General features: G+C 70.8%; 17 protein-coding genes. 6 read left to right on the top strand and 11 right to left on the bottom strand.

Annotated elements, in window-relative coordinates; genetic code table 11:
• Nucleotides 1-29: 29 nt before the first annotated feature.
• Nucleotides 30-998, top strand: coding sequence for an ABC transporter permease (locus ACTXG6_RS25685; RefSeq protein WP_445181937.1), 969 nt, complete (start codon nt 30-32; stop codon nt 996-998).
• Between the two features lie 117 nt (nt 999-1,115).
• Here the strand turns inward: ACTXG6_RS25685 and ACTXG6_RS25680 are convergent, their stop codons facing one another.
• The 7 genes from ACTXG6_RS25680 to ACTXG6_RS25650 form a co-directional block, all read right to left on the bottom strand.
• Nucleotides 1,116-1,733, bottom strand: a complete 618-nt coding sequence (locus ACTXG6_RS25680; protein WP_445181936.1) for an Rv1733c family protein — start codon at nt 1,731-1,733, stop codon at nt 1,116-1,118.
• Nucleotides 1,734-1,927: 194 nt separating this feature from the next.
• The gene (locus ACTXG6_RS25675) at nt 1,928-3,028 is read right to left on the bottom strand and encodes an ABC transporter permease (protein WP_445181935.1); all 1,101 of its coding nucleotides are present in this window, start codon (nt 3,026-3,028) and stop codon (nt 1,928-1,930) included.
• Nucleotides 3,025-4,050, bottom strand: coding sequence for an ABC transporter permease (locus tag ACTXG6_RS25670; RefSeq protein ID WP_445181934.1), 1,026 nt, complete (start codon nt 4,048-4,050; stop codon nt 3,025-3,027). The genes ACTXG6_RS25675 and ACTXG6_RS25670 overlap by 4 nt, the downstream gene beginning before the upstream one ends.
• The gene (locus ACTXG6_RS25665) at nt 4,047-5,591 is read right to left on the bottom strand and encodes a sugar ABC transporter ATP-binding protein (protein WP_445181933.1); all 1,545 of its coding nucleotides are present in this window, start codon (nt 5,589-5,591) and stop codon (nt 4,047-4,049) included. The genes ACTXG6_RS25670 and ACTXG6_RS25665 overlap by 4 nt, the downstream gene beginning before the upstream one ends.
• A gap of 69 nt (nt 5,592-5,660) precedes the next feature.
• On the bottom strand, nt 5,661-6,695 hold the full coding sequence (locus ACTXG6_RS25660; protein ID WP_445181932.1) for an autoinducer 2 ABC transporter substrate-binding protein: 1,035 nt from the start codon (nt 6,693-6,695) through the stop codon (nt 5,661-5,663).
• Nucleotides 6,683-8,302 carry a rhamnulokinase gene (locus tag ACTXG6_RS25655; protein WP_445181931.1) on the bottom strand — a complete coding sequence of 540 codons (1,620 nt, stop codon included), beginning with the start codon at nt 8,300-8,302 and terminating at the stop codon, nt 6,683-6,685. Before ACTXG6_RS25655 ends, ACTXG6_RS25660 begins: the two co-directional genes overlap by 13 nt.
• Complete coding sequence (locus ACTXG6_RS25650; RefSeq protein ID WP_445181930.1) at nt 8,299-9,159, bottom strand: DeoR/GlpR family DNA-binding transcription regulator; 861 nt, start codon at nt 9,157-9,159, stop codon at nt 8,299-8,301. The genes ACTXG6_RS25655 and ACTXG6_RS25650 overlap by 4 nt, the downstream gene beginning before the upstream one ends.
• Nucleotides 9,160-9,706: 547 nt before the next feature.
• Here ACTXG6_RS25650 and ACTXG6_RS25645 point away from each other — a divergent pair.
• Complete coding sequence (locus tag ACTXG6_RS25645; RefSeq protein WP_445190107.1) at nt 9,707-10,429, top strand: dienelactone hydrolase family protein; 723 nt, start codon at nt 9,707-9,709, stop codon at nt 10,427-10,429.
• A 42-nt stretch (nt 10,430-10,471) separates the two neighbouring features.
• Here ACTXG6_RS25645 and ACTXG6_RS25640 read toward each other — a convergent pair whose 3' ends face one another.
• Entirely contained in the window at nt 10,472-12,046 is a 1,575-nt protein-coding gene (locus ACTXG6_RS25640; protein ID WP_445181929.1) for an APC family permease, read from the bottom strand.
• A complete protein-coding gene (locus ACTXG6_RS25635; RefSeq protein WP_445181928.1) occupies nt 12,039-13,487 on the bottom strand; it encodes an aminobutyraldehyde dehydrogenase in 1,449 nt (482 codons plus the stop codon). Before ACTXG6_RS25635 ends, ACTXG6_RS25640 begins: the two co-directional genes overlap by 8 nt.
• A gap of 206 nt (nt 13,488-13,693) precedes the next feature.
• Between ACTXG6_RS25635 and ACTXG6_RS25630 the strand changes: the two genes are divergently transcribed.
• From ACTXG6_RS25630 to ACTXG6_RS25615, 4 genes are all read left to right on the top strand, one after another.
• A complete protein-coding gene (locus tag ACTXG6_RS25630) occupies nt 13,694-15,073 on the top strand; it encodes an aspartate aminotransferase family protein (RefSeq protein WP_445181927.1) in 1,380 nt (459 codons plus the stop codon).
• A gap of 71 nt (nt 15,074-15,144) precedes the next feature.
• A complete protein-coding gene (locus ACTXG6_RS25625; protein ID WP_445181926.1) occupies nt 15,145-15,636 on the top strand; it encodes an Lrp/AsnC family transcriptional regulator in 492 nt (163 codons plus the stop codon).
• 442 nt (nt 15,637-16,078) lie between these two features.
• Nucleotides 16,079-17,521 (top strand): hypothetical protein, encoded by a 1,443-nt coding sequence (locus ACTXG6_RS25620; RefSeq protein WP_445181925.1) that lies wholly within the window; start codon nt 16,079-16,081, stop codon nt 17,519-17,521.
• Nucleotides 17,521-18,318 carry a YqcI/YcgG family protein gene (locus tag ACTXG6_RS25615; protein ID WP_445181924.1) on the top strand — a complete coding sequence of 266 codons (798 nt, stop codon included), beginning with the start codon at nt 17,521-17,523 and terminating at the stop codon, nt 18,316-18,318. The genes ACTXG6_RS25620 and ACTXG6_RS25615 overlap by 1 nt, the downstream gene beginning before the upstream one ends.
• 104 nt (nt 18,319-18,422) lie before the next feature.
• Here ACTXG6_RS25615 and ACTXG6_RS25610 read toward each other — a convergent pair whose 3' ends face one another.
• On the bottom strand, nt 18,423-18,590 hold the full coding sequence (locus ACTXG6_RS25610) for an alpha/beta fold hydrolase (protein WP_445181923.1): 168 nt from the start codon (nt 18,588-18,590) through the stop codon (nt 18,423-18,425).
• Nucleotides 18,566-18,937, bottom strand: coding sequence for an alpha/beta fold hydrolase (locus ACTXG6_RS25605; RefSeq protein ID WP_445181922.1), 372 nt, complete (start codon nt 18,935-18,937; stop codon nt 18,566-18,568). Before ACTXG6_RS25605 ends, ACTXG6_RS25610 begins: the two co-directional genes overlap by 25 nt.
• Nucleotides 18,938-18,996: the final 59 nt, after the last annotated feature.

The raw sequence follows: 18,996 nt of genomic DNA, 5'->3' as shown, positions 1-18,996 counted from the left end.
CGGACCGGCCGACCGGCGGGCCGGTCACCGTGCCGATCGTCACGGACACCCCGCGGGAGCGCCTGCTGGCCCTGGTGCAGCAGCAGGGCAGCACGGCCGTGCTGGTGATCGTCGTGGTGCTGGCCTGCCTGTTCTCCCCCGGCTTCGCCGACTGGGGCAACTTCCAGAGCATCCTGGTGGGCAACGCCTACACCTCGCTGCTCGCGCTGGGGATGACCTTCGTGATCATCTCCGGCGGTATCGACCTGTCCGTCGGGTCCGTCTTCGCGCTCGGTGGGGTGCTCGCGGCCTGGGGTGTCGACCACGGTGGCGCCCCGGTGGCCGTGCTGCTGCCGCTGGTCTGCTGCGGCGCACTGGGCACCGTGCACGGTCTGCTGATCACCCGGGCCAGGCTCGCGCCGTTCATCGTCACGCTGGCCGGGCTGCTGTTCGCCCGGGGGTTCCTGCAGGCCATGTCGAACGAGGGTTCCACCACCTACCTGGTGCCGCCCGGCTCGGCGTTCCTGGCGCTGGGTCGCGGCGCCTGGGTCCCGATCCTCACCGCGGTGGTGCTGTTCGCCGGTGGCGCGGTGCTGCTGCTGCGGACCCGGTTCGGCCAGGCACTGTTCGCGATCGGCGGCAGCGAGAACGCCGCGCTGCTGATGGGACTGCCGGTGGCGCGGACGAAGACCCTGGTCTACACGCTGTCCGGGCTGCTCGCGGGCGGCGCCGGGATGCTCAACGCCGCGCGCCTGCAGTCCGGGGTGACCAACATCGGCGTGGGCTACGAGCTGACCGCCATCGCGGCGGTGATCATCGGCGGCACCCTGCTCACCGGCGGCGCGGGCTCGGTGGCCGGCACCGCATCCGGGGTGCTGCTGCTCGCGGTGATCCTCAACCTGATCGGCGTGCACCTGTCGGAGTACGGATCCTCCGCGTCCGACCTGGTCAACGGCGCATTCCTGGCCGTCGTGGTGCTGCTGCAAACCGTACTGAGCAGGCGCCGCCGGCTGCTCTGACGGCGGAGACTGTCGGTGACCCGTCGTGACGCTCAGCCCGGTATGAGCTGCGGGCGGCGCCTTGCCAGCCACCATCTGAATCACCGGACTTATCACACGAATTTCCGGCGCGGGACACTAGGAGAATCTGCCGCCGAGCGCCCGGCCGCTCCACCGCGGCTCGACCTCGGCCCACTCCCGCTCCCAACGGGCGCGGTTGCGGGTGAAGGCGTAGTGCCGCACGCCGCACCAGGCCACCAGGAGCAGCGCGACCGACAGGAACAGCGTGATCCCGGCCACGACGATGCCGGCCGCGGTGGCATCGTCGGCGGTGGTGGGCCGCGGTACCAGATGGTGCTGGCGGTCCACCCACACCTGGACCGCGTCGCCGGCGCGGGGCAGACCGTCCACGGTCGCCTGGTCCACCCGCACGGTGCCGTCGGTGTCGATCCACCGCACTGGCACCTGCACCGGCGGGGCGTTCTGCTGGTAGTCGGCATCCGGGACCACCGGGGAGTCCTGCAGCACTACCGCCCGCACCGGGGTGCGTGCCGAGGACTCCAGCTGGGCCCGCTCCAGCAGGCTGCCGTGCACCTGCAGGCCGACGATCATCGACAGGGCGGCGCCGAGCAGCCCCAGTGACGCCAGCACCCACGCCGTGGCGTCCTCCAGCCAGTCGGTGCCGCGCCTCGGGATCCTCCGTGTCGAGATCCGCTCCGCGCGGGTCAGCCGCCAATGCTCCCCGTCGGCTCGCATCGCTCCGCCCTTCCTCGTTACTTCGAGGATCCCGCGCGGTTCGGGGCGCGTCGAGCGGAAGGCGCGCCCAATCGTTTGACTTTCCTCACCCTGCACACATGAGTTACTCTCAGATTCGTCGCTCTAATGCGATCCAAGTCACTAAACCGCAGGTCAGCGCGTGTGTCCGTGCGACGTCGGTCACTCTGCCCGGCTCATCGGGTGCCGCCGTAGCGCCGGGTGGTGAAGCTGTTGAGCAGCGCGCAGAACACCAGCACCGCGCCGAGCGCCAGGAGCTGGAACTGGGTCCCGTCGTTGCCCTCGAACATCAACAGGATGCCCGCGTCGAGCCAGGTGATCAGTACCGCGGCGAGCAGCACGCCGGACACCCGGCCGATCCCCCCGGTGATCGCCACCCCGCCGAGCACCGCGATGGTGATCGCCGGGAGCGCGAGCCCGTTGCCACTGGTGCCGGCGTCCGGCCGGGCCGAGGCGAACTGCCCGGTGACGTAGACCGCGACCACCCCGGCGAGCACCCCGGCCAGTACGTAGGCCAGCAGCCTGGTCCTGGCCACCGGCACGCCGGACCAGGTGGCCGCGACGTCGTTGGTGCCGATCGCGAACAGCCGCCGGCCGTACGTGGTGCGTTGCAGCAGCAGCCAGACCACGACGACGGTCGGCACCAGGAAGGTGAACACGCCCAGCGGCACGTTCGGGATGTCGTGCCCGATCACCGGGATCTCCACGGCGCCGGTCAGCGAGTACAGCGACTGGATGTTCGGCGTGCTGATCGGCTTCTGTGCGTTGATCACTAACGCCAGCGACCGGTACGCGTAGTAGGTGGCCAGCGTCGTGATCAGCGCGGGGAACCCGAGCCAGGCGATCAGCACGCCGTTCACCGCGCCCAGCAACCCGCCGACCAGCACCGCGAGCAGGATCGCCGCCGCGACCGGCCAGCCCCACAGGCCGTGCACGATGCCGAACACCATGCCGGTCAGCGAGACGATCGAGCCGATCGACAGGTCGATGCCGCCGCGGCCGGACACGATCACCAGCAGCTCGGCCAGCGCCAGCATCGCCAGCGGCACGGCGTCCACCAGCGAGGTCGCCAGGTAGTCGGGGTCGTACGGGCCGGTCAGGTAACCGCCGTAGCTCAGCGCGGTCATCCAGACCAGCACCACCACCAGCAGGATGACCAGCAGCAACTCCCGCCGGGTGAGGATCGCGCGCCACGCCCGCAGCAGCGGCCCGGGCGCGTCGCCGCCGTTGTCCGGTGCCTCGGCCGGGTTGCTGGGCGAGGGTGCCGTGGTGGTCACTGGTCCGCCCTCCTGGTGCGCTGGCGCAGCAGGTCGGTGCCCACCGCGACGATCACGAACACGCCGACGAACAGGTCGGACAGGTTGCTGGGCCAGCCGAGCTGGGTGACCCCGGAGGTGACGGTCTGCACCAGCAGCGCACCGAGGATGGTGCCGAGGACGGAGCCGCGCCCGCCCATGATCGACGTACCGCCGATGATCACGGCGGCGATCACCGCGAGCTCCTCCCCCGCACCGATGCTCTGGTCGAGTGTGGTGGTGCCCTTGGCGATGGTGAAGATCGCGGCCAGCCCGACCAGCGCCCCCGTGACCACGTAGGCGAGCAGCACGCGGCGCCGGACCCGGATGCCGGCCAGCTCGGCGGCCAGCGCGTCGCCGCCGATCGCGTAGAAGTGCCGACCGCCCGGCGTCTGGCGCAGGTACCACCAGACCGCGCCGGCGATGACGGCGGTGAGCAGGAAGCTGTGCGGCAGGCCGAGCGTCTGGCCCGGCTCGCCGCGGCCGAACACGTCCAGGGTGGCCGGGATGCCGTTCACCGTCTGTGAGCCGAAGATCTGCCGGCCGACGAACTGGAACAGGTTCAGCGTGCCGAACGTGATGATGATGGCGTGCACCCGGCCCCACGCGATCAGCACACCGTTGACCGCGCCCATCACCGCCCCCACCAGGACCGACACCAGCGCGGCCAGCGGCAGGGGGACGTGCGCCTCGACCAGCAGCCGGGCGGTGATGACGCCGCACACCATCATCTGGCTGCCCACCGAGACGTCGATCCCGGCGGCCACGATCACCAGCGTCATGCCCACCCCGATGAGCGCGATCGGGGCCACCTCGATGAACAGCGGGCGCAGCGACCCGGCGGTCAGGAACGCCGGCGTGGTGAAGCCCAGCACGACCCACAGCACGGCGATCACCGCGAGCAGCACGATCTCCTGGCCGCTCACCAGCGGGGCGATCACCCGGGGACCTCGGGCGCGCCTGGCGCCCCGGGTGCGGGGCGGCGGGCTGGAGGTGGCCGTCATGCCGTCACCTCGCTCCCGTCGGGTGCCGCTTCCTCGCCCGCGCCGGCCGCCGCCGCGAGCACATCGACCTGGGAGGCGCCCCGGCCGAACTCGGCGATCGTGGTGCCGCCGCGCACCACCAGCAGCCGGTCCGCGATGCGCAGGGCCTCCGGCAGGTCGGACGTCGCCACCAGAACCGCGGTCCCCTCGGCGGCCAGCGCGTCGATGATGCGGTGGATCTCCTCCTTGGCCCCCACGTCCACCCCCTGGGTCGGTTCGGCGAGGACCAGCACGTCCGGCCGCTCGACGAGCTGGCGGGCGAGCACCACCTTCTGCGAGTTGCCCCCGGACAGCGCGCCGATCGGCTGGCGTTCGCTGGGCGTGCGCACCGCCAGCCGCTCGATTAGCTCCCTGGCCACCCGCCGCTCCCCGGCCCGGTCCACCCAGAAGGCGAACTTGGACAGCACACCGAGGTGGCCGATGGAGATGTTGAACGCGATCGCCTGGAACGCGAACATGCCCTGGCGCTTGCGGTCCGCGGGCAGCAGCGCGATCCCGAGGCGCTGGGCGTGCCGGGGCGACGTGGGACGCACCGCCTTGCCGCTGAGCCGGATCTCGCCGCTGGTCGCGGGGTCGATCCCGTAGACGGTGTTGGCGATCTCGGCGACCCCGGACCCGACCAGCCCGTAGAGCCCGACGATCTCACCGGGCCGGACCGCGAGATCGACGTCGTGGAACTTGCCGGCCAGGCCGAGGGACTCCAGCGCCAGCCGGGGCGGCGCGTCCGCCACGGTGCGCGCCGGCCGGTCCTCGTTCAGGATGCCGCCGACCATCAGCTCGGCGATCTCCCGGACCGACAGCCCGGCCAGCGGGTAGGTACCGACGGTGGCGCCGTCGCGCATCACGGTGACCGCGTCGGCGATCCGGAACAGCTCGTCGAGGCGGTGCGAGATGTAGACGACGGCGACCCCGGACTCCGTCAGCCGCCGGATGACGCCGAAGAGTACGTCGATCTCGGAGTCGGTCAGGATCGCCGACGGCTCGTCCAGGATGAGCAGCTTCGCGTCGCCGGCGAGCGCCTTGGCGATGGACACCTGTTGCTGCTCGGCGATGGACAGGGTGCCGACCGGCACGGTGGCGTCGCGGGCCGGGACGCCGAGCAGGTCCAGCAGCTCGACGACCTTGGCGTGCTGCGCGGCCCAGTCGATCCTCGGGCCGCTGCGCAGCTCCCGGCCCAGGAAGATGTTCTCCGAGACGGTGAGCTCGGCGAACAGGGCCGGCTCCTGGTAGACGGTGGCGATGCCGAGCGCGATGGCGTCGGTGGTGCCGGCGATCTGCACCGGGTCGCCGTCGAAGGTGATCGTGCCGGCGTCCGACGTGACCGCTCCGGACAAGATCTTGATCAGGGTGGACTTGCCGGCCCCGTTCTCCCCGACCAGCGCGTGCACCGAGCCGGGCGCGACCTCGATGTCGGCGTGGCGGATCGCCCGCACCGCGCCGTAGCGCTTGGCGATGCCGTGCATGGTCAGGCGGGGAGTCACCCCGTCCGAGCCGTCTGCCATGGACCGGCCCCCTCGCGGTTGTGGACAGCCTCCGGGATGGGCGGGCGCTCCCGCCCACCCCGGCACCGCCTAGTAGTTGAACTGGTCGGCGTTGTCCTTGGTGATCACCAGCGGGTCGCCGAGCAGCAGCGTCTTGGTCGCCGCGTCCCAGCTGACCGACGGCAGCTTGTCGCTGACGTGGTTGACCGGCTGCAGGGCCTTGCCGGTGGCGAGCTGGTCACCGGCCCACGCGGTCAGGTAACCGAGCTGCTCGACGTCCCACAGGATCGCGCCGGACGAGGACCCGTCGGTCAGGTACGGCTTCATCGCCTGCGGTGTGCCGAGTCCGACGGTGAACACCTTGCCGATCTTGTTCGCGTCCTTGACCGCCTGCGCCACGCCCGGTGCCGAGGAGGTGCACTCGCCGACCAGGCCGGTCAGGTCCGGGTGCGCGTTCATCAGGTCGGCGGCCATCTGGGTGGATTTGGCCTGGTCCTCACCGGCGTAGACGACGTCGACGATCTGCGCCTGCGGGTACTTCTGGGCGGTGTAGGCCTGCTGGACCTTGATCCACGAGTTCAGGTTGTCGGCGGTCTCGCCGCAGGACACGATCGCGTACTTGCCCTTGCCGCCCATCGCCTTCAGCAGGTTGTCGGTGAGCGCCTCGCCGATCTTCTGGGTGGACGCCTGGCTGACGAAGACGTCGCGCACCGAGTTCGGTGCGTCGGTGTCGGACGTCATCACCTTGATCCCCTTGGCCTGGGCCTCCTTGAGCACCGGTGCCATCGAGTCCGGGTCGTTGGGCGCGACCACGATCACCTGCACCCCGCGCTGGATGAACGACCGGACGATCTGGGTCTGCGCGGCCGCGTCGGCCTGGGTCGGGCCCTGGTACAGCCAGGTCACGTCACCGAGGGCCTGCTCGGCGGACTTGCCGCCGGTGTTCATCGCCTCGAAGTACGGGATGCCCTGCAGCTTGGGCACGAACGCGACCTGGTGTTTGGCGCCCTCGGCCCCGCCGCCCGCCGAGCCGGCCGGCCCGTTGTTCTTCTGGGTGCACCCGGCGGCCGCCAGCACGGCAATCAGGCCGGCGATGACAGCGGTTCTGTTGACTAATCTCCGCATTGAGATTCCTCCGTCGCGCAGGGTTGGAGCTGGTAGGGGTCTGTGTCGGCGCTGCTCGAGTCGGCGCTGCTCGAGTCGGCGCTGCTCGAGTCGGCGCTGCTCGAGTCGGCGCTGCTCGAGTCGGCGCTGCTCGAGTCGGCGCTGACGAGAGTGGCCAGCAACGCCGAGGCCGCCACCCAGTCCTGCCCGTCGCGCGGGAGGTACTCGACGGCAGCCGTCGACGCGGCGACCACGGCCCGGATGTCAGGCAGGCCGGCCAGCTCCCCCAGTGCGGCGAGCTGCACGGCGGCGTTGCCGAGCGCGGTGGCCTCGACCGGGCCGCAGTACACCGGCAGCCCGCTCGCGTCGGCGGTGAGCTGGGACAACAGCGTGTGGCCGGACCCGCCGCCGACGATGTGCACCGCCGGCGGTGCGATCCCGGTGACCGCGCCGACCGCCTCGATGACCCGCCGGTAGCTCAGCGCGAGCGAGTCGATCACACAGCGGGCGATGGCCCCGATGCTGTCCGGTACCCGCTGGTGGGTCCGGGCGCAGTAGTCCTGGATGCGCCGGGGCATGTCGCCGGGTGCCAGGAAGACGGTGGCGTCGGGGTTCACCAGGCTGGCCAGCCCCGGTTGGGCACCGGCCAGCTCGGCGATCTCGGGGTAGCCGAGCCGGTGCCCCTCGCGCGCCCATTGCCTGCGGCACTCCTGCAGCAGCCACAGCCCCATCACGTTGCACAGCAGCCGGATCGTCGCGCCGTAGCCGCCCTCGTTGGTCAGGTTGGCCCGGCGGGCATCCTCGGTCACCCAGGCCCGGTCGGTCTCCATGCCGACCAGCGACCAGGTACCCGAGGAGATGAAGATCGAGCCGGCGGAGTGCAGCGGCGCGGCCACCACCGCGCTGGCGGTGTCGTGCGCGGCCGGCACGATCACCCGGCAGTTGCGCAGCGCCCCTCCGTAGCCACCGCGCAGGGCACCCAGCTCGGTCCCCGGCGGCACCACCTCGGGCAGCAGCCGGCGCGGGATGCCGAGCTGGTCGAGCAGGCCCCACGCCCACTCCCCGGTCCGGGTGTCCAGCGCGCCGGTCGTCGAGGCGATGGTGTACTCGCTGGTCACGGCGCCACTCATCAGATAGTGGAACAGATCGGGCATCATCAGCAACCCACTCGCCGCCGTGATCCGATCCGGGTGGTCGCGCACGTCGGAGACCAGTCCGAAGATCGTGTTGATCGGGATCAGCTGGACGCCGGCCGCGCGGTAGAGCTCCGCCTCCCCGACCCGCGCCACCGCGGCGGACATACCGGACAGCTGGCGCGGGTCGCGGTAACAGGTCGGCTCGTCGACCAGCTCGCCGTCCGGTCGGCGCAGCGCGTAGTCGACGCCCCAGGTGTCCACCCCCACCGAGGCGACCGGTACCCGGCCGCCGTCCAGCGCGGTGAGGCCCGCGCGCACGCCACCCCACAGCGTGTCCAGGTCCCAGCGCAGCACGCCGTCGCTGACCCTCGGGCCGTGCTCGAACCGGTGCACGATGTCCAGCTCCAGCTGCTCGCCATCGAAGCCCACCGCGGCCACCCGGCCGCTCTCCGCACCGAGGTCGACGGCGGCCACCGTCCTGACCGCGGTCACGGCGTACCCGCCGGTGGCCCGGCCCCCTCGGCGACCGGGTCGGGCTCACCGGCAGGCGAATCCGGCTCGTCGGCCCGCCCGGCCGGCACGACCGCGCGGTGCACCGGAACGCCGATCTCCGCCCAGCTCGCGACCACGTGCGGCGGCACCCCGTCGTCGGTGTAGAGCCCGGTGACCCGGTCGGCGGGTACGAACGGGTGCAGCGCGAACCGCTCCGCCTTCGACGAGTCGAACACCCCGTAGACCTGGTCGCAGACGCTGGCCATGAACGCCTTGGTCTGCGACTCCTCGGCGCTGATGTCCATCAGCCCGTTCTTCGGCGACAGCCCGACCAGCCCGAAGAAGCCGAGCTGGATCCGGCCGCGCCCGGTCAGCAGGTCACCGATCGGGCCGACCAGCGACTCGGCGGCGCGGCGCAGCACCCCGCCGGGTAGCAGCACCATGGCGTTGGTCTGCTCCATGAACAGCGTCGCGGTGCGCAGCCCGTTCGTGATCACCACCAGGTTGCGCCGGGTCACCAGCTCCTGGGCCAGGTGGTAACACGTCGTCGAGGAGTCCAGCGCGATGACGTCGCCGTGCCCGACCAGCTCGGCGGCCGCCCGCGCCACCGCCCGTTTGGCCTTGCGGGAGTGCCGGACCCGCATCGTCCAGGCGCCCTCGTCGGTGTGGCCGGAGCTGACCGCGCCACCGCGCACCCGCAGCAACAGGTCGCGGCGCTCCAGCGCGCCGAGGTCCTTGCGGATGGTCACCGCCGACACGCCGAACCGCTCGGTCAGCTCGTTGACCATGACCCGGCCGGAGATCTCCAGGTCGAGCAGGATGGCCTGTTCCCGTTCGAACTCGTCGAGTGGTCGCATCACAACCTCCCGACTGATCTCGCCGACGAGCAACAGTGCAAGAAACCTGCCACCACCGAAATTGAGAGTCAACGCAATGAAAGGAAGTGAAAGTCTGCCGCCTTCGCAACGTTGCTCGCCGGCCTTCGATCGGAGAGCCGGCAGCGGCCCGACACCGGCTCGGCACCGGCCCGGCTCGGCTCTAGGGGGACCCCCGCCGGGGCCGTGTCACGTCGCTACGGCGTGGTCCGCCACCAACGCCACCCGCGGCACCGCCGAGTTGAACACCATGCTGGCCGACGCTTGATCAAAGCAGCGTGGTGTTCAGCTCGACACTGCCAGGACCGGGCCTGGCCACGCCGGGATGGCCCACCGCTTCGGCCCGCTCACCTCTGCCTCGCACTGCACCGACATCGATCCTCGCCGGCACAGACCCGGTGTGGACCGCACAGATTGTGCAGGGTCTGCACGGGCTAGTCCCGGTCTGTGCGGCGCGGCCCCTGCTGCGGCGCGGCCCGGTCTGTGCGGCGCGGCCCGGTCCAGCCGATCAGCTCGTATCGTGAGCACTGTGGCAACCGACATCGAGAACTCCATGATCACCGTGGCCGGGCAGGGCGCGTACCTGTCCCGACCGGCCGGCGGCTCAACGGCCGGGATGCTGCTGCTGCCGATGATCAGCGGCATCAGCGCGCAGGTCCGGGAGTGGGCCGACACACTGGCCGGCCGCGGCATCACCACGCTGACCTGGGACCCGTGGCACGGCCGCCCCAGCGGCGACGAGACACCGATGGACACGCTGTTCGGGTGGATGTCCGAGCTGGACGACGAGACCTGCCTGGGCGAGGCGCGCCAGCTGCTGGACCACCTGCTCGGCGAGCTCGGCTGCACCAGCGCCGGGACCATCGGCTGGTGCATGGGCGGGCGGTTCGCGCTGCTGCTCGGCGGCCGCGAGCCCAGGCTGGCCAACGTGGTCGCCTACCACCCGACCGTGCCCGGTACGCCGGCGCCGAACCACACCGTGGACGCGGTCGCCGCCGCCGCCTCGATCGGGGCGCCGGTGCTGATGCTTTACCCCGGGGCCGACAGCCTGGTCCCGGTGGAGAGCTTCCAGCGGCTGCAGACCGCATTGCAGTCCCGGAGCACCGGTACCAGCGTCGTGGCCTTCTTCCCGGGCGCGGAGCACGGTTTCAGCGCCAGGGCCCGGCACGGCAACCCGGTCAACGCCGAGGCCGCCGCGCTCGCCTGGCCGCAGGCCGTCCAGTTCATCGAGACGACCACGGCCGCCGGCTGATCACCTGTGAGTGGCGATGGTCGGGATCGCGACCATCGCCACTCACTGGCTCGCCGGGACCGTCTCGATGGTCTCGCCGCCGGGTGCCACGCTGCCCGTGGGGAGCGTGCGGCCTTCGAAGTAGGCCCGGCAGGGCCGGTAGACCAGAGCCATCAGCGGTACCCCGATCAGGATCGACGTCAGCCCGATCACCGCGACGCCGCCGATGCCGAACACCGTGGTGGAGCCGGCGTCCGGCTTGGCGTACTCGATCACCGCCGCCACCAGCACGACGCCGAAGAACAGCGCGCCCAACCCGGGCAGCACGCCGCGCAGCATCAGGTTGCGGAAGCTGGCGAACAGGGTGCGCCGGAACACCCAGACGCAGGCCGCCGCCGTCATGCCGTACTCGATGGCGATGGCCAGCCCGACCGCGTCCACCGAGTCGGACAGCACGTTCTCGCTGAGCACGGTCAGCCCGATGTAGAGCGCCAGCGCAACGCCGCCGAAGGCCCAGGTGGAGACCGACGGGGTGCGGTAGCGCGGGTGCACCTTGCCGAACACCTTGGGCAGCGCGCCGTGCCAGGCCATGGACAGCGTGGTCCGCGCCGCCGGCATGATCGTCGCCTGGCTGCTGGCCGCGCCGCTGGTCAGCACCGAGATGACCAGCAGGGTGCCGAAGATCTGCCCCCAGCCGCCGCTGCCGAACACCGCGTGCCCCAACCCGGCCAGCACGTCGTCGGAGTTGTCCTTGTTGCCCAGCCCGATGCCGGTCTCGCCGACGCCTGCGAAGGCCACCGCCGCGATGGTGATCAGCAGGTAGTTGCCGACCAGCAGCACAGTCGACAGCACGGCGGCCTTGCCCGGTGCGTGCTGGGGGTCCGCCGACTCCTCGTTGATCGACAGCGAGCTCTCCCAGCCCCAGTAGATGAACACCGCGAGCAGCGTCGCCGAGACGAACGCACCGACCCCGATACCGGACGGCCAGAACCAGTCCCAGCTCACGTGCAGGGCCTGCGGCCCGGCGGTACCGGAGTAGACCCGGACAAGCGCGACCACCGAGAAGATGCCCAGGATGGACAGCTCGGTGCCGAGCAGCACCCACTGCACCTTGGCGGAGATCTCGATGCCCCGGTAGCAGAGGTAACAGAGCGCGAGCAGCCAGACCGCGCCGACCGCGGTGGTGACCGCCGTGTTGTCGGCCAGCGAGTCGAGCCCGAACAGCAGCAGGGTGTACCGGCCGGTGATCGCGGACTGGCTCGTCATCACCAGCAGCTGGGCGATCGTGACCACCCAGCCGACCATCCACCCGGTACGGCTGCCGAACGCGCGGGCCGCCCAGGTGAAGTTGGTGCCGCAGTCCTGCTCGACCGAGTTCAGCTCCCGGAACGCCGAGGAGACGAAGAGGATCGGGATGAAGGCGACGATCACGAACGCGACGGCCTTCACCCCGGTACCGGCCAGCACCAACAGCCCCAGGGTGGCCGCGATCGAGTAGGCCGGCGCGGTCGAGGACATCCCGATGACCACGTTCGACACCATGCCGAGCGCGCCGCCACGCAACCCCTTGTCCGAGCTGTTGGCGGCCGGCTGGCCCCCACTCAAGCCGACCGCCGGGTCGTCCACCAGCTCAGACATCCGAACCTCCGCCGGCGCCGAACACCGTGCGGTGCCAGTCCTTCCTGGCGATTCCGGTGTTCTCGGTCATCACGTGCTTCACAGCGGTGTACTCCTCGAGTGCGTAGGCCGACATGTCCTTGCCGTAACCGGAGGCCTTGATCCCCCCGTGCGGCATCTCGCTGACGATCGGGATGTGGTCGTTGATCCACACGCAGCCGGCGGCCAGCTCGCGGGAGGCGCGCCCGGCCCGGAACACGTCCCTGGTCCAGGCCGAGGCGGCCAGGCCGAACCGGGTGTCGTTGGCCAGCGCCAGTCCCTGCTCGTCGGAGTCGAACGGCAGCACCACCAGCACCGGGCCGAACACCTCGTCGCGGACGATCTCGGCGTCCTGCGCGGCGCCGACCAGCAGCGTCGGTGAGTAGAACGCCCCGTCGGGGGCGCTGCCGCCGCGCACCGCGCGCGCCCCGGCGGCCAGCGCGCGGGACACGAAGCCGTGCACCCGCTGCGCCTGTCGGGCGGAGATCAGCGAGCCGAGGTCGGTCGCCGGGTCGGCCGGGTCGCCCATCCGCACCGTGCCCAGCACGTCGGCGACGCCCGCGACGAACTGCTCGTAGAGCGGCCGCTGCACGTAGGCCCTGGTCGCCGCCGTGCAGTCCTGCCCGCCGTTGATCAGTGCGCCGGCCACCGCGCCGTGCACGGCGGCCTCGAGGTCGGCGTCGTCGAACACCAGGAACGGGGCCTTGCCGCCCAGTTCGAGGTGCACCCGGCGCGGGCCCCGCGCGGCGAGCTCGGCGACCCGCTTGCCCACCGGGGTGGAACCGGTGAACGACACCATGTCCACCTCGGGGTGGCTGACCAGCGCCTCACCCGCCACCGGGCCGGTGCCGACCACCACGCCCAGCACGCCGTCGGGCAGCCCGGCCTCCTCGAACAGCCGGGCCAGCATGACGGTGGTGAGCGGGGTGATCTCGGCCGGCTTGATGACGACCGCGTTGCCGGCCGCCAGCGCCGGGAACACCTTCCAGCCCGCCATGTTGAGCGGGTAGTTCCACGGCGCGATCGAGCCGATCACGCCGAGCGGCTCGCGCCGGATGCTGGAGGTGTGCGCCGCGGAGTACTCGCCGCTGGCCTTGCCCTCCAGCACCCGGGCGGCGCCGGCGAAGAAGGTGGCGTTGTCCGCCGTGCCGGGCACGTCGAACTCCCGGGAGAGCCGGATCGGTTTGCCGCACTGACGGGTCTCGACGGCGGCGAAGTCCTCGGCGCGCTCCTGCAGCAGGGTGGCCACCCGGTTCAGCACGGCGGCCCGCTCGCCCGGCGTCGCCGCGCCCCAGTCGGGTTGCGCCTTGCGGGCTGCCAGTACGGCCGCGTCCACGGCGGCGGGGCCGGCGAGCTCGAGCCGCTCGATGACCTCCCCCGTCGCCGGGTTCTGGATGGCTGTTGCGTCCGGGGCTTCCGGCATCCTGTCTGACCTTCCACGGCGGTGACCTGGGTCATGTCCGGGTGCGATGCTGACATCCGACGCGGAGCTCTGACAAGAATTTCGTAGCAAAATCTTGTAAAAAGTACGTAATCAGTTGTTTCAGGCACGCCAATGTGCGATAAATGATGTTGACTCAACCAGGCTCGAATCGACTTTCGCCCCTACGACCCCCGGGGATCCGATCCATGACCGCCACCGCGTCACACCAGCCCTCCCTCGCCCAGCGCGCTGAGGCGCACCTGTGGCCACACTTCTCCCGGATCTCGGCGTTCCAGACCGACTCCGTCCCGGTGATCACCCGGGGCGAGGGCGCCTACATCTACGACGAGGCCGGGCGGCGCTACCTCGACGGGCTGTCCGGGCTGTTCGTCGTGCAGGCCGGTCACGGCCGCCAGGAGCTGGCCGACGCCGCCGCCCGCCAAGCGGCCGAGCTGGGCTACTTCCCGCTCTGGTCGTTCGTGCACCCCAGGGCCGTGGAGCTGGCCGAGCGGGTCGCCGCCGCCGCGCCCGGCGACCTCAACCGGGTCTTCTTCAGCAGCAGCGGCTCCGAGGCGGTCGAGACCGCGTGGAAGCTGGCCAAGCAGTACTTCAAGCTGACCGACAAGCCCAGCAAGTACAAGGTGATCAGCCGGGCCATCGCCTACCACGGCACCACGCACGGCGCCCTGTCGCTCAACAGCATCCCGACGCACCGCATCCCGTTCGAGCCGCTGGTGCCCGGCGCCCGCAAGGTCCCCAACACCAACTTCTACCGCGCGCCCGAGCACGGCGACGACCTGGTCGAGTTCGGCCGATGGGCGGCCGACCAGATCGAGGCGGCGATCGAGGCCGAGGGCGCCGACTCGGTCGCGGCGGTGTTCCTGGAGCCGGTGCAGAACGCCGGCGGCTGCTTCCCACCGCCACCCGGCTACTTCCAGCGGGTCCGCGAGATCTGCGACCGGCACGACGTGCTGCTGGTCTCCGACGAGGTGATCTGCGGCTGGGGCCGGCTCGGCTACCCGTTCGGCGCCGAGCGCTACGGCTACCAGCCGGACATGATCACCTGCGCCAAGGGCCTCACGTCCGGCTACGCCCCACTGGGCGCGACCGTCATCTCCGACCGGCTGGCCGAGCCGTTCCTGCACGGTGACACGGTGTTCCAGCACGGCTACACCTGGGGCGGGCACCCGGTGGCCTGCGCGGTGGCGCTGGCCAACCTGGACATCTTCGAGCGCGAGGACCTCTACGGCCGGGTGCGCGAGCACGAGGGCACCTTCCGGGCCACCCTGGAGAAGCTGACCGACCTGCCGATCGTGGGCGACGTGCGCGGCGACGGCTACTTCTACGGCATCGAGCTGGTCAAGGACCGGGCCACCAAGGAGTCGTTCACCGACGAGGAGTCCGAGCGGGTGCTGCGTGGCTTCCTGTCCACCGCGCTGTTCGACGCCGGGCTGTACTGCCGCGCCGACGACCGGGGCGACCCGGTGATCCAGCTCGCCCCGCCGCTGATCTGCGGGCCCACCGAGTTCGACGAGATGGAACGGATCCTGCGCGACGTGCTGACCAAGGCATCCGCGCTGCTCTGAGCACCCGCGGCCGCCCCCTTGGCGCCGCCGCTACGCTGTCGCGAACACCGGCCCCGATGGGGAGGACCTCGATGACCGCTGAACCGGACCGCGCGGAAGCACGCACGCCGCGTGGGCTGGACGCGGTCGACCGGTCGCTGATCTCACTGCTGCAGCAGGACGGGCGCACCTCGTTCACCACATTGGCCAAGGCGGTCGGGTTGTCCGAGGGGGCGGTCCGGCAGCGGGTGCAGCGGCTGCTGCGCGACGGCACCATGCAGATCGTCGCGGTGACCGACCCGCTGGACGTCGACCTGGCGCGCCAGGCCATGGTCGGCATCCGGGTCGACGGCGATCTGCACGTGGTGGCCGCCGAGCTCTCCGCGCTGCCCGACGTGCACTACGTGGTGCTCTGCGCGGGCAGCTTCGACCTGCTGGTCGAGGTGATCTGCCGGGACGACCAGCACCTCCTCGAAGTGCTCAACGACAGCATCCGTCCCATTCCGGGCATCGCCAGCACCGAGACGTTCGTCTATCTGAAGCTGGCCAAGCAGACCTACGCATGGGGAACGATCACCGGCTGACTCCACCCCGCCGGAGCACCACCGAACACTCGCGTCACAGCGCGAGCCTTTCCCTGATAATCTCTCAGGTTTCGCTGCTTCCGCGACATCGGACCCCTCCCGCGGTCGCGATGTCCTCCCCGCCCCGCATCGCCGCTCCGGACCGACCGTGCGGCCGGACCGGGATGCGCTGGTAGCCGGCCGCAACAGGCCCGTAACACGCGACCCCGCCGTACCCCGCCCGGGACCGGCCGCGACGCGCCCGACGGCCAGGTCGTGACGATCGTCCCGCTGCCACGTCTTGACGTCACTCGAAAGTATGTGAAGCCTAGCCTAAGTAACGATGAGGCCGGCTCAGGATGGGAGCCGCTGCCCTCACGCGTGATGGCGCCCGCCACGGCGGGCGTCCGTGCCGGCGCACGCAATGGCGGCGGTCCGAACTGCATTGAGAGGAATGCCTTTGATGGGCACACCGACTGCCACCGACGATCTCCTGGATCTGCGCGATCTCCTCTCCGCCGCGAATCCGAACGACATCGTCAAGGCGTTCGCGGCTAACCCGGCCTTCCGTGCCGCGGAATGGGAGGAGCTGACCACCGAGAACAATCCGTACCGCCGGCCGGTCCGCCCGGCCGACCTCGCCTGGCTCGACTACTCGCGGCCCATGCCGGAGGTCAAGGCGTTGCGACTGTCCGCGCTGCTCGGGCACCGCATGCTGCGCAACATCTACGACGCGGAGTTCCATCACCTCCCGGAAAAACTCGACGATGCGAACAAAACCGACCGTGCGACGTTCCACTCCCCGCGCAACCGGATCCTCGGCGCACTGGCCCGGCCCGTCCTGGAGCGCCACCTGTTCACCGTCCTCGAGGAGGTCCGGTCCCCGTTCGACCCGGGCGCGGCCGACACCGGAGCGGACGTCGCGGCGTTGGCCGGGGAGGTCGCCTCGGCCTGCGAGCGGCGGCTCGCGGAGCCCGGCGCGGCATTCCTGGCGGCCCGGCAGACCAAACACCGCCGGGAGTCGACGACGTTCCTGCTGCTCCAGCTGTCCGCGTTCCGCCCGGCGGGCTGGGCGGCGCTCGGCCACCTCACCCTCGGTGAGTACCACAGCGCGCACCCCGACCTGCGCCCGTTGCTGCACGAGCGCTACCACCGCGTCCTCACCGGGGCGAGCCGCTACCGGGACCTGCTCGCCGCCGCCGAGCTGACCCCGGTGGTCGGGGCGTACTGGCAGCTCTACCTCGGTTCGTCGCTCGGGCGGGGCAACCACCTGCTGCGGCTGGCGTCGGCCCCGGAAGAGTTCTTCGCGCTGCTCGGCGCCCTGGTGCACGACCTGATCGACCAGGCCGCGATCGCCGGGCCCCTCGCCCAGGCCGCCGCCGAAGGCCTCGGCCACCACGGCCCCCGGCTGGCGGCCGAGGAGCTGACGCCGACCGGTGCCGCCGACCTGGTCCACCGGATCCTCGGCCCGCTGCGCGAGCGGTTCGGCGCGGGAGTCACCCGGGACTTCCACCGGGGCTTCCACGACGCCAGCTGGTTCGCCGCGCTCTGGGACCGCGACCTCGCCGAGCAGCTGAGCTGGGCGGACCGGATCGAGGAGTTCCAGGAGAAGGCCGAGAAGATCGACCAGCACCTCACCAACGAGAACATCACGGTTGACCTCGACACGTTCGTCGAGACCAACGAGGAGACCTCGACGACCCACGTGCACAACGAGCACCGGTTGGTCATGATCGAGTCCGGCCAGATGCACTTCTGGAACAACACCACGCACAAGATCGAGCTCAACGAGGGCGACAAGCTGCTCATCCCGGTCTCCCGGTTACACGGCTCCACCGTGCTGTCGGGCTCGTGTACCTATCACCAACCGATCATTCCGGACGAGATGCTGCAGCAATTCCTGTAATGAGCGACATGCAGCCCGGCCCGATGGATGATCAGCTGCCCGAGAGTCAGTCCGAATGCCCCATCGATGATTGGGTCATCGGCGACCTGCCCGAGTGGAGTAGGCCGCACTTCACCGAGTTGGTAGACACTCTCCTGTCCGGTGAGAAGCCGTTCCCGTGCACGTTCGCGGTGGCCGGTGCCCGGAAGAACACCTTGCGCTTCGCGTTCGTGGAAGCGCTGGACGACCCGTCCGCGTGGGCGCCGCTCGTGGATATCCTCGTCACCTATCTGAAGAGCTACCGCGAGCTCAGCCGCAACACGTCACTCATCGTGATGTTCCGGACCGAGGACACCGGGCAGACGCTCGAGCAGTACCACCGCCGGTTCTGGTCGATCCTGCAGTACCTGCACGAGCAGGACCCGGAGCCATGGCCGGCGGAGCTGCCGGCCGACCCGGACGACCCGATGTGGGAGTTCTGCTTCGGCGGCACCCCCATCTTCGTGGTCTGCAACACGCCGGCACACCGCGCGCGACTCAGCCGCAACGGCTCGAACTTCCTGATCACGTTCCAGCCGCGCTGGGTCTTCGAGCACATCGGTCCGGACACCAACCAGGGCATGGCGGCACGGAAGGCGATCCGTCGCCGGCTGCTGGCGTTCGACAACATGCCGCCGGCACGCCACCTCGGTGACTACGGGAACCCGGACAACAGGGAGTACGAGCAGTACTTCCTGCCCGATACGAACGACTCGGAGGTACCCCGGTGCCCGTTCCTGCACCGGGAGTCGCGCACCAGGCCGGCCGCCGCTGACTGAGGCCGCGACGTCGAACAGGCGGGTCCGACCGCACGCCTGTTCGACGTCGCCGCCTGGGCGCGACCGCGCTCAGCGCTCATCACTCAGCGCTCATCACTCAGCGCTCAGCTGGCGAAGAACTCCAGCAGCAGCCGGTTGACCTCGTCCGGGCGCTCGAGGTAGCCGAAATGGCCCGCAGCCGGTACCTCCGCGTAGCGGGCGCCGGGAATCACGTCGGCCACCTCGCAGCTCAGGTACGGCGGGATCATCACGTCGTCGGCGAACGCGACCACAAGACCAACTCTTGGGCCACGCGTGCCCCCAGCGAGGTGCCCACCACCCGGGCCGGGCCGCCACCCAGGTGTTCGATCAGAGCTGCCGCGTCGCCGACCATGTCCTCCATGGTCACGGCATCGGTGACCACCGCATCAGCCGCCGCATCTGGGGTCGCCGCTCGGGTTGTCGCTCCGGCCGCGCCGGCGTCCGCGGTCACTCCCCGGCTGTCGAAGGTCGCCACCCGGTAGCCCGCCGCGACCAGCGCCGGCAACTGGTGCAGCTTCCACACCCGCCCGGAACTCGCGGTGCCCATCACCAGAACCACGAGCTCCCCGGAACCGGCGACCTCGTAGCGCAGCGGCACACCGTTCAGCCTCGCGACAGACCTCGCGTCAGACCCCCCGACAAACATTGCCCTCCTCG

It is taken from the genome of Pseudonocardia sp. Cha107L01, assembly GCF_052566575.1.
The sequence above is the reverse complement of the archived record's forward strand: the minus strand, read 5'-3'. Positions and strand labels throughout refer to the sequence as shown.

Bases quoted from the DNA above. Each gene is read 5' to 3' on its own strand.
- ACTXG6_RS25635 (WP_445181928.1), bottom strand. From the start codon at position 13,487: ATGCCGGAAGCCCCGGACGCAACAGCCATCCAGAACCCGGCGACGGGG.
- ACTXG6_RS25680 (WP_445181936.1), bottom strand. From the start codon at position 1,733: ATGCGAGCCGACGGGGAGCATTGGCGGCTGACCCGCGCGGAGCGGATC.
- ACTXG6_RS25665 (WP_445181933.1), bottom strand. From the start codon at position 5,591: ATGGCAGACGGCTCGGACGGGGTGACTCCCCGCCTGACCATGCACGGC.
- ACTXG6_RS25625 (WP_445181926.1), top strand. From the start codon at position 15,145: ATGACCGCTGAACCGGACCGCGCGGAAGCACGCACGCCGCGTGGGCTG.
- ACTXG6_RS25670 (WP_445181934.1), bottom strand. From the start codon at position 4,050: ATGACGGCCACCTCCAGCCCGCCGCCCCGCACCCGGGGCGCCAGGCGC.
- ACTXG6_RS25650 (WP_445181930.1), bottom strand. From the start codon at position 9,159: ATGCGACCACTCGACGAGTTCGAACGGGAACAGGCCATCCTGCTCGAC.
- ACTXG6_RS25640 (WP_445181929.1), bottom strand. From the start codon at position 12,046: ATGTCTGAGCTGGTGGACGACCCGGCGGTCGGCTTGAGTGGGGGCCAG.
- ACTXG6_RS25630 (WP_445181927.1), top strand. From the start codon at position 13,694: ATGACCGCCACCGCGTCACACCAGCCCTCCCTCGCCCAGCGCGCTGAG.
- ACTXG6_RS25615 (WP_445181924.1), top strand. From the start codon at position 17,521: ATGAGCGACATGCAGCCCGGCCCGATGGATGATCAGCTGCCCGAGAGT.
- ACTXG6_RS25660 (WP_445181932.1), bottom strand. From the start codon at position 6,695: ATGCGGAGATTAGTCAACAGAACCGCTGTCATCGCCGGCCTGATTGCC.
- ACTXG6_RS25620 (WP_445181925.1), top strand. From the start codon at position 16,079: ATGGGCACACCGACTGCCACCGACGATCTCCTGGATCTGCGCGATCTC.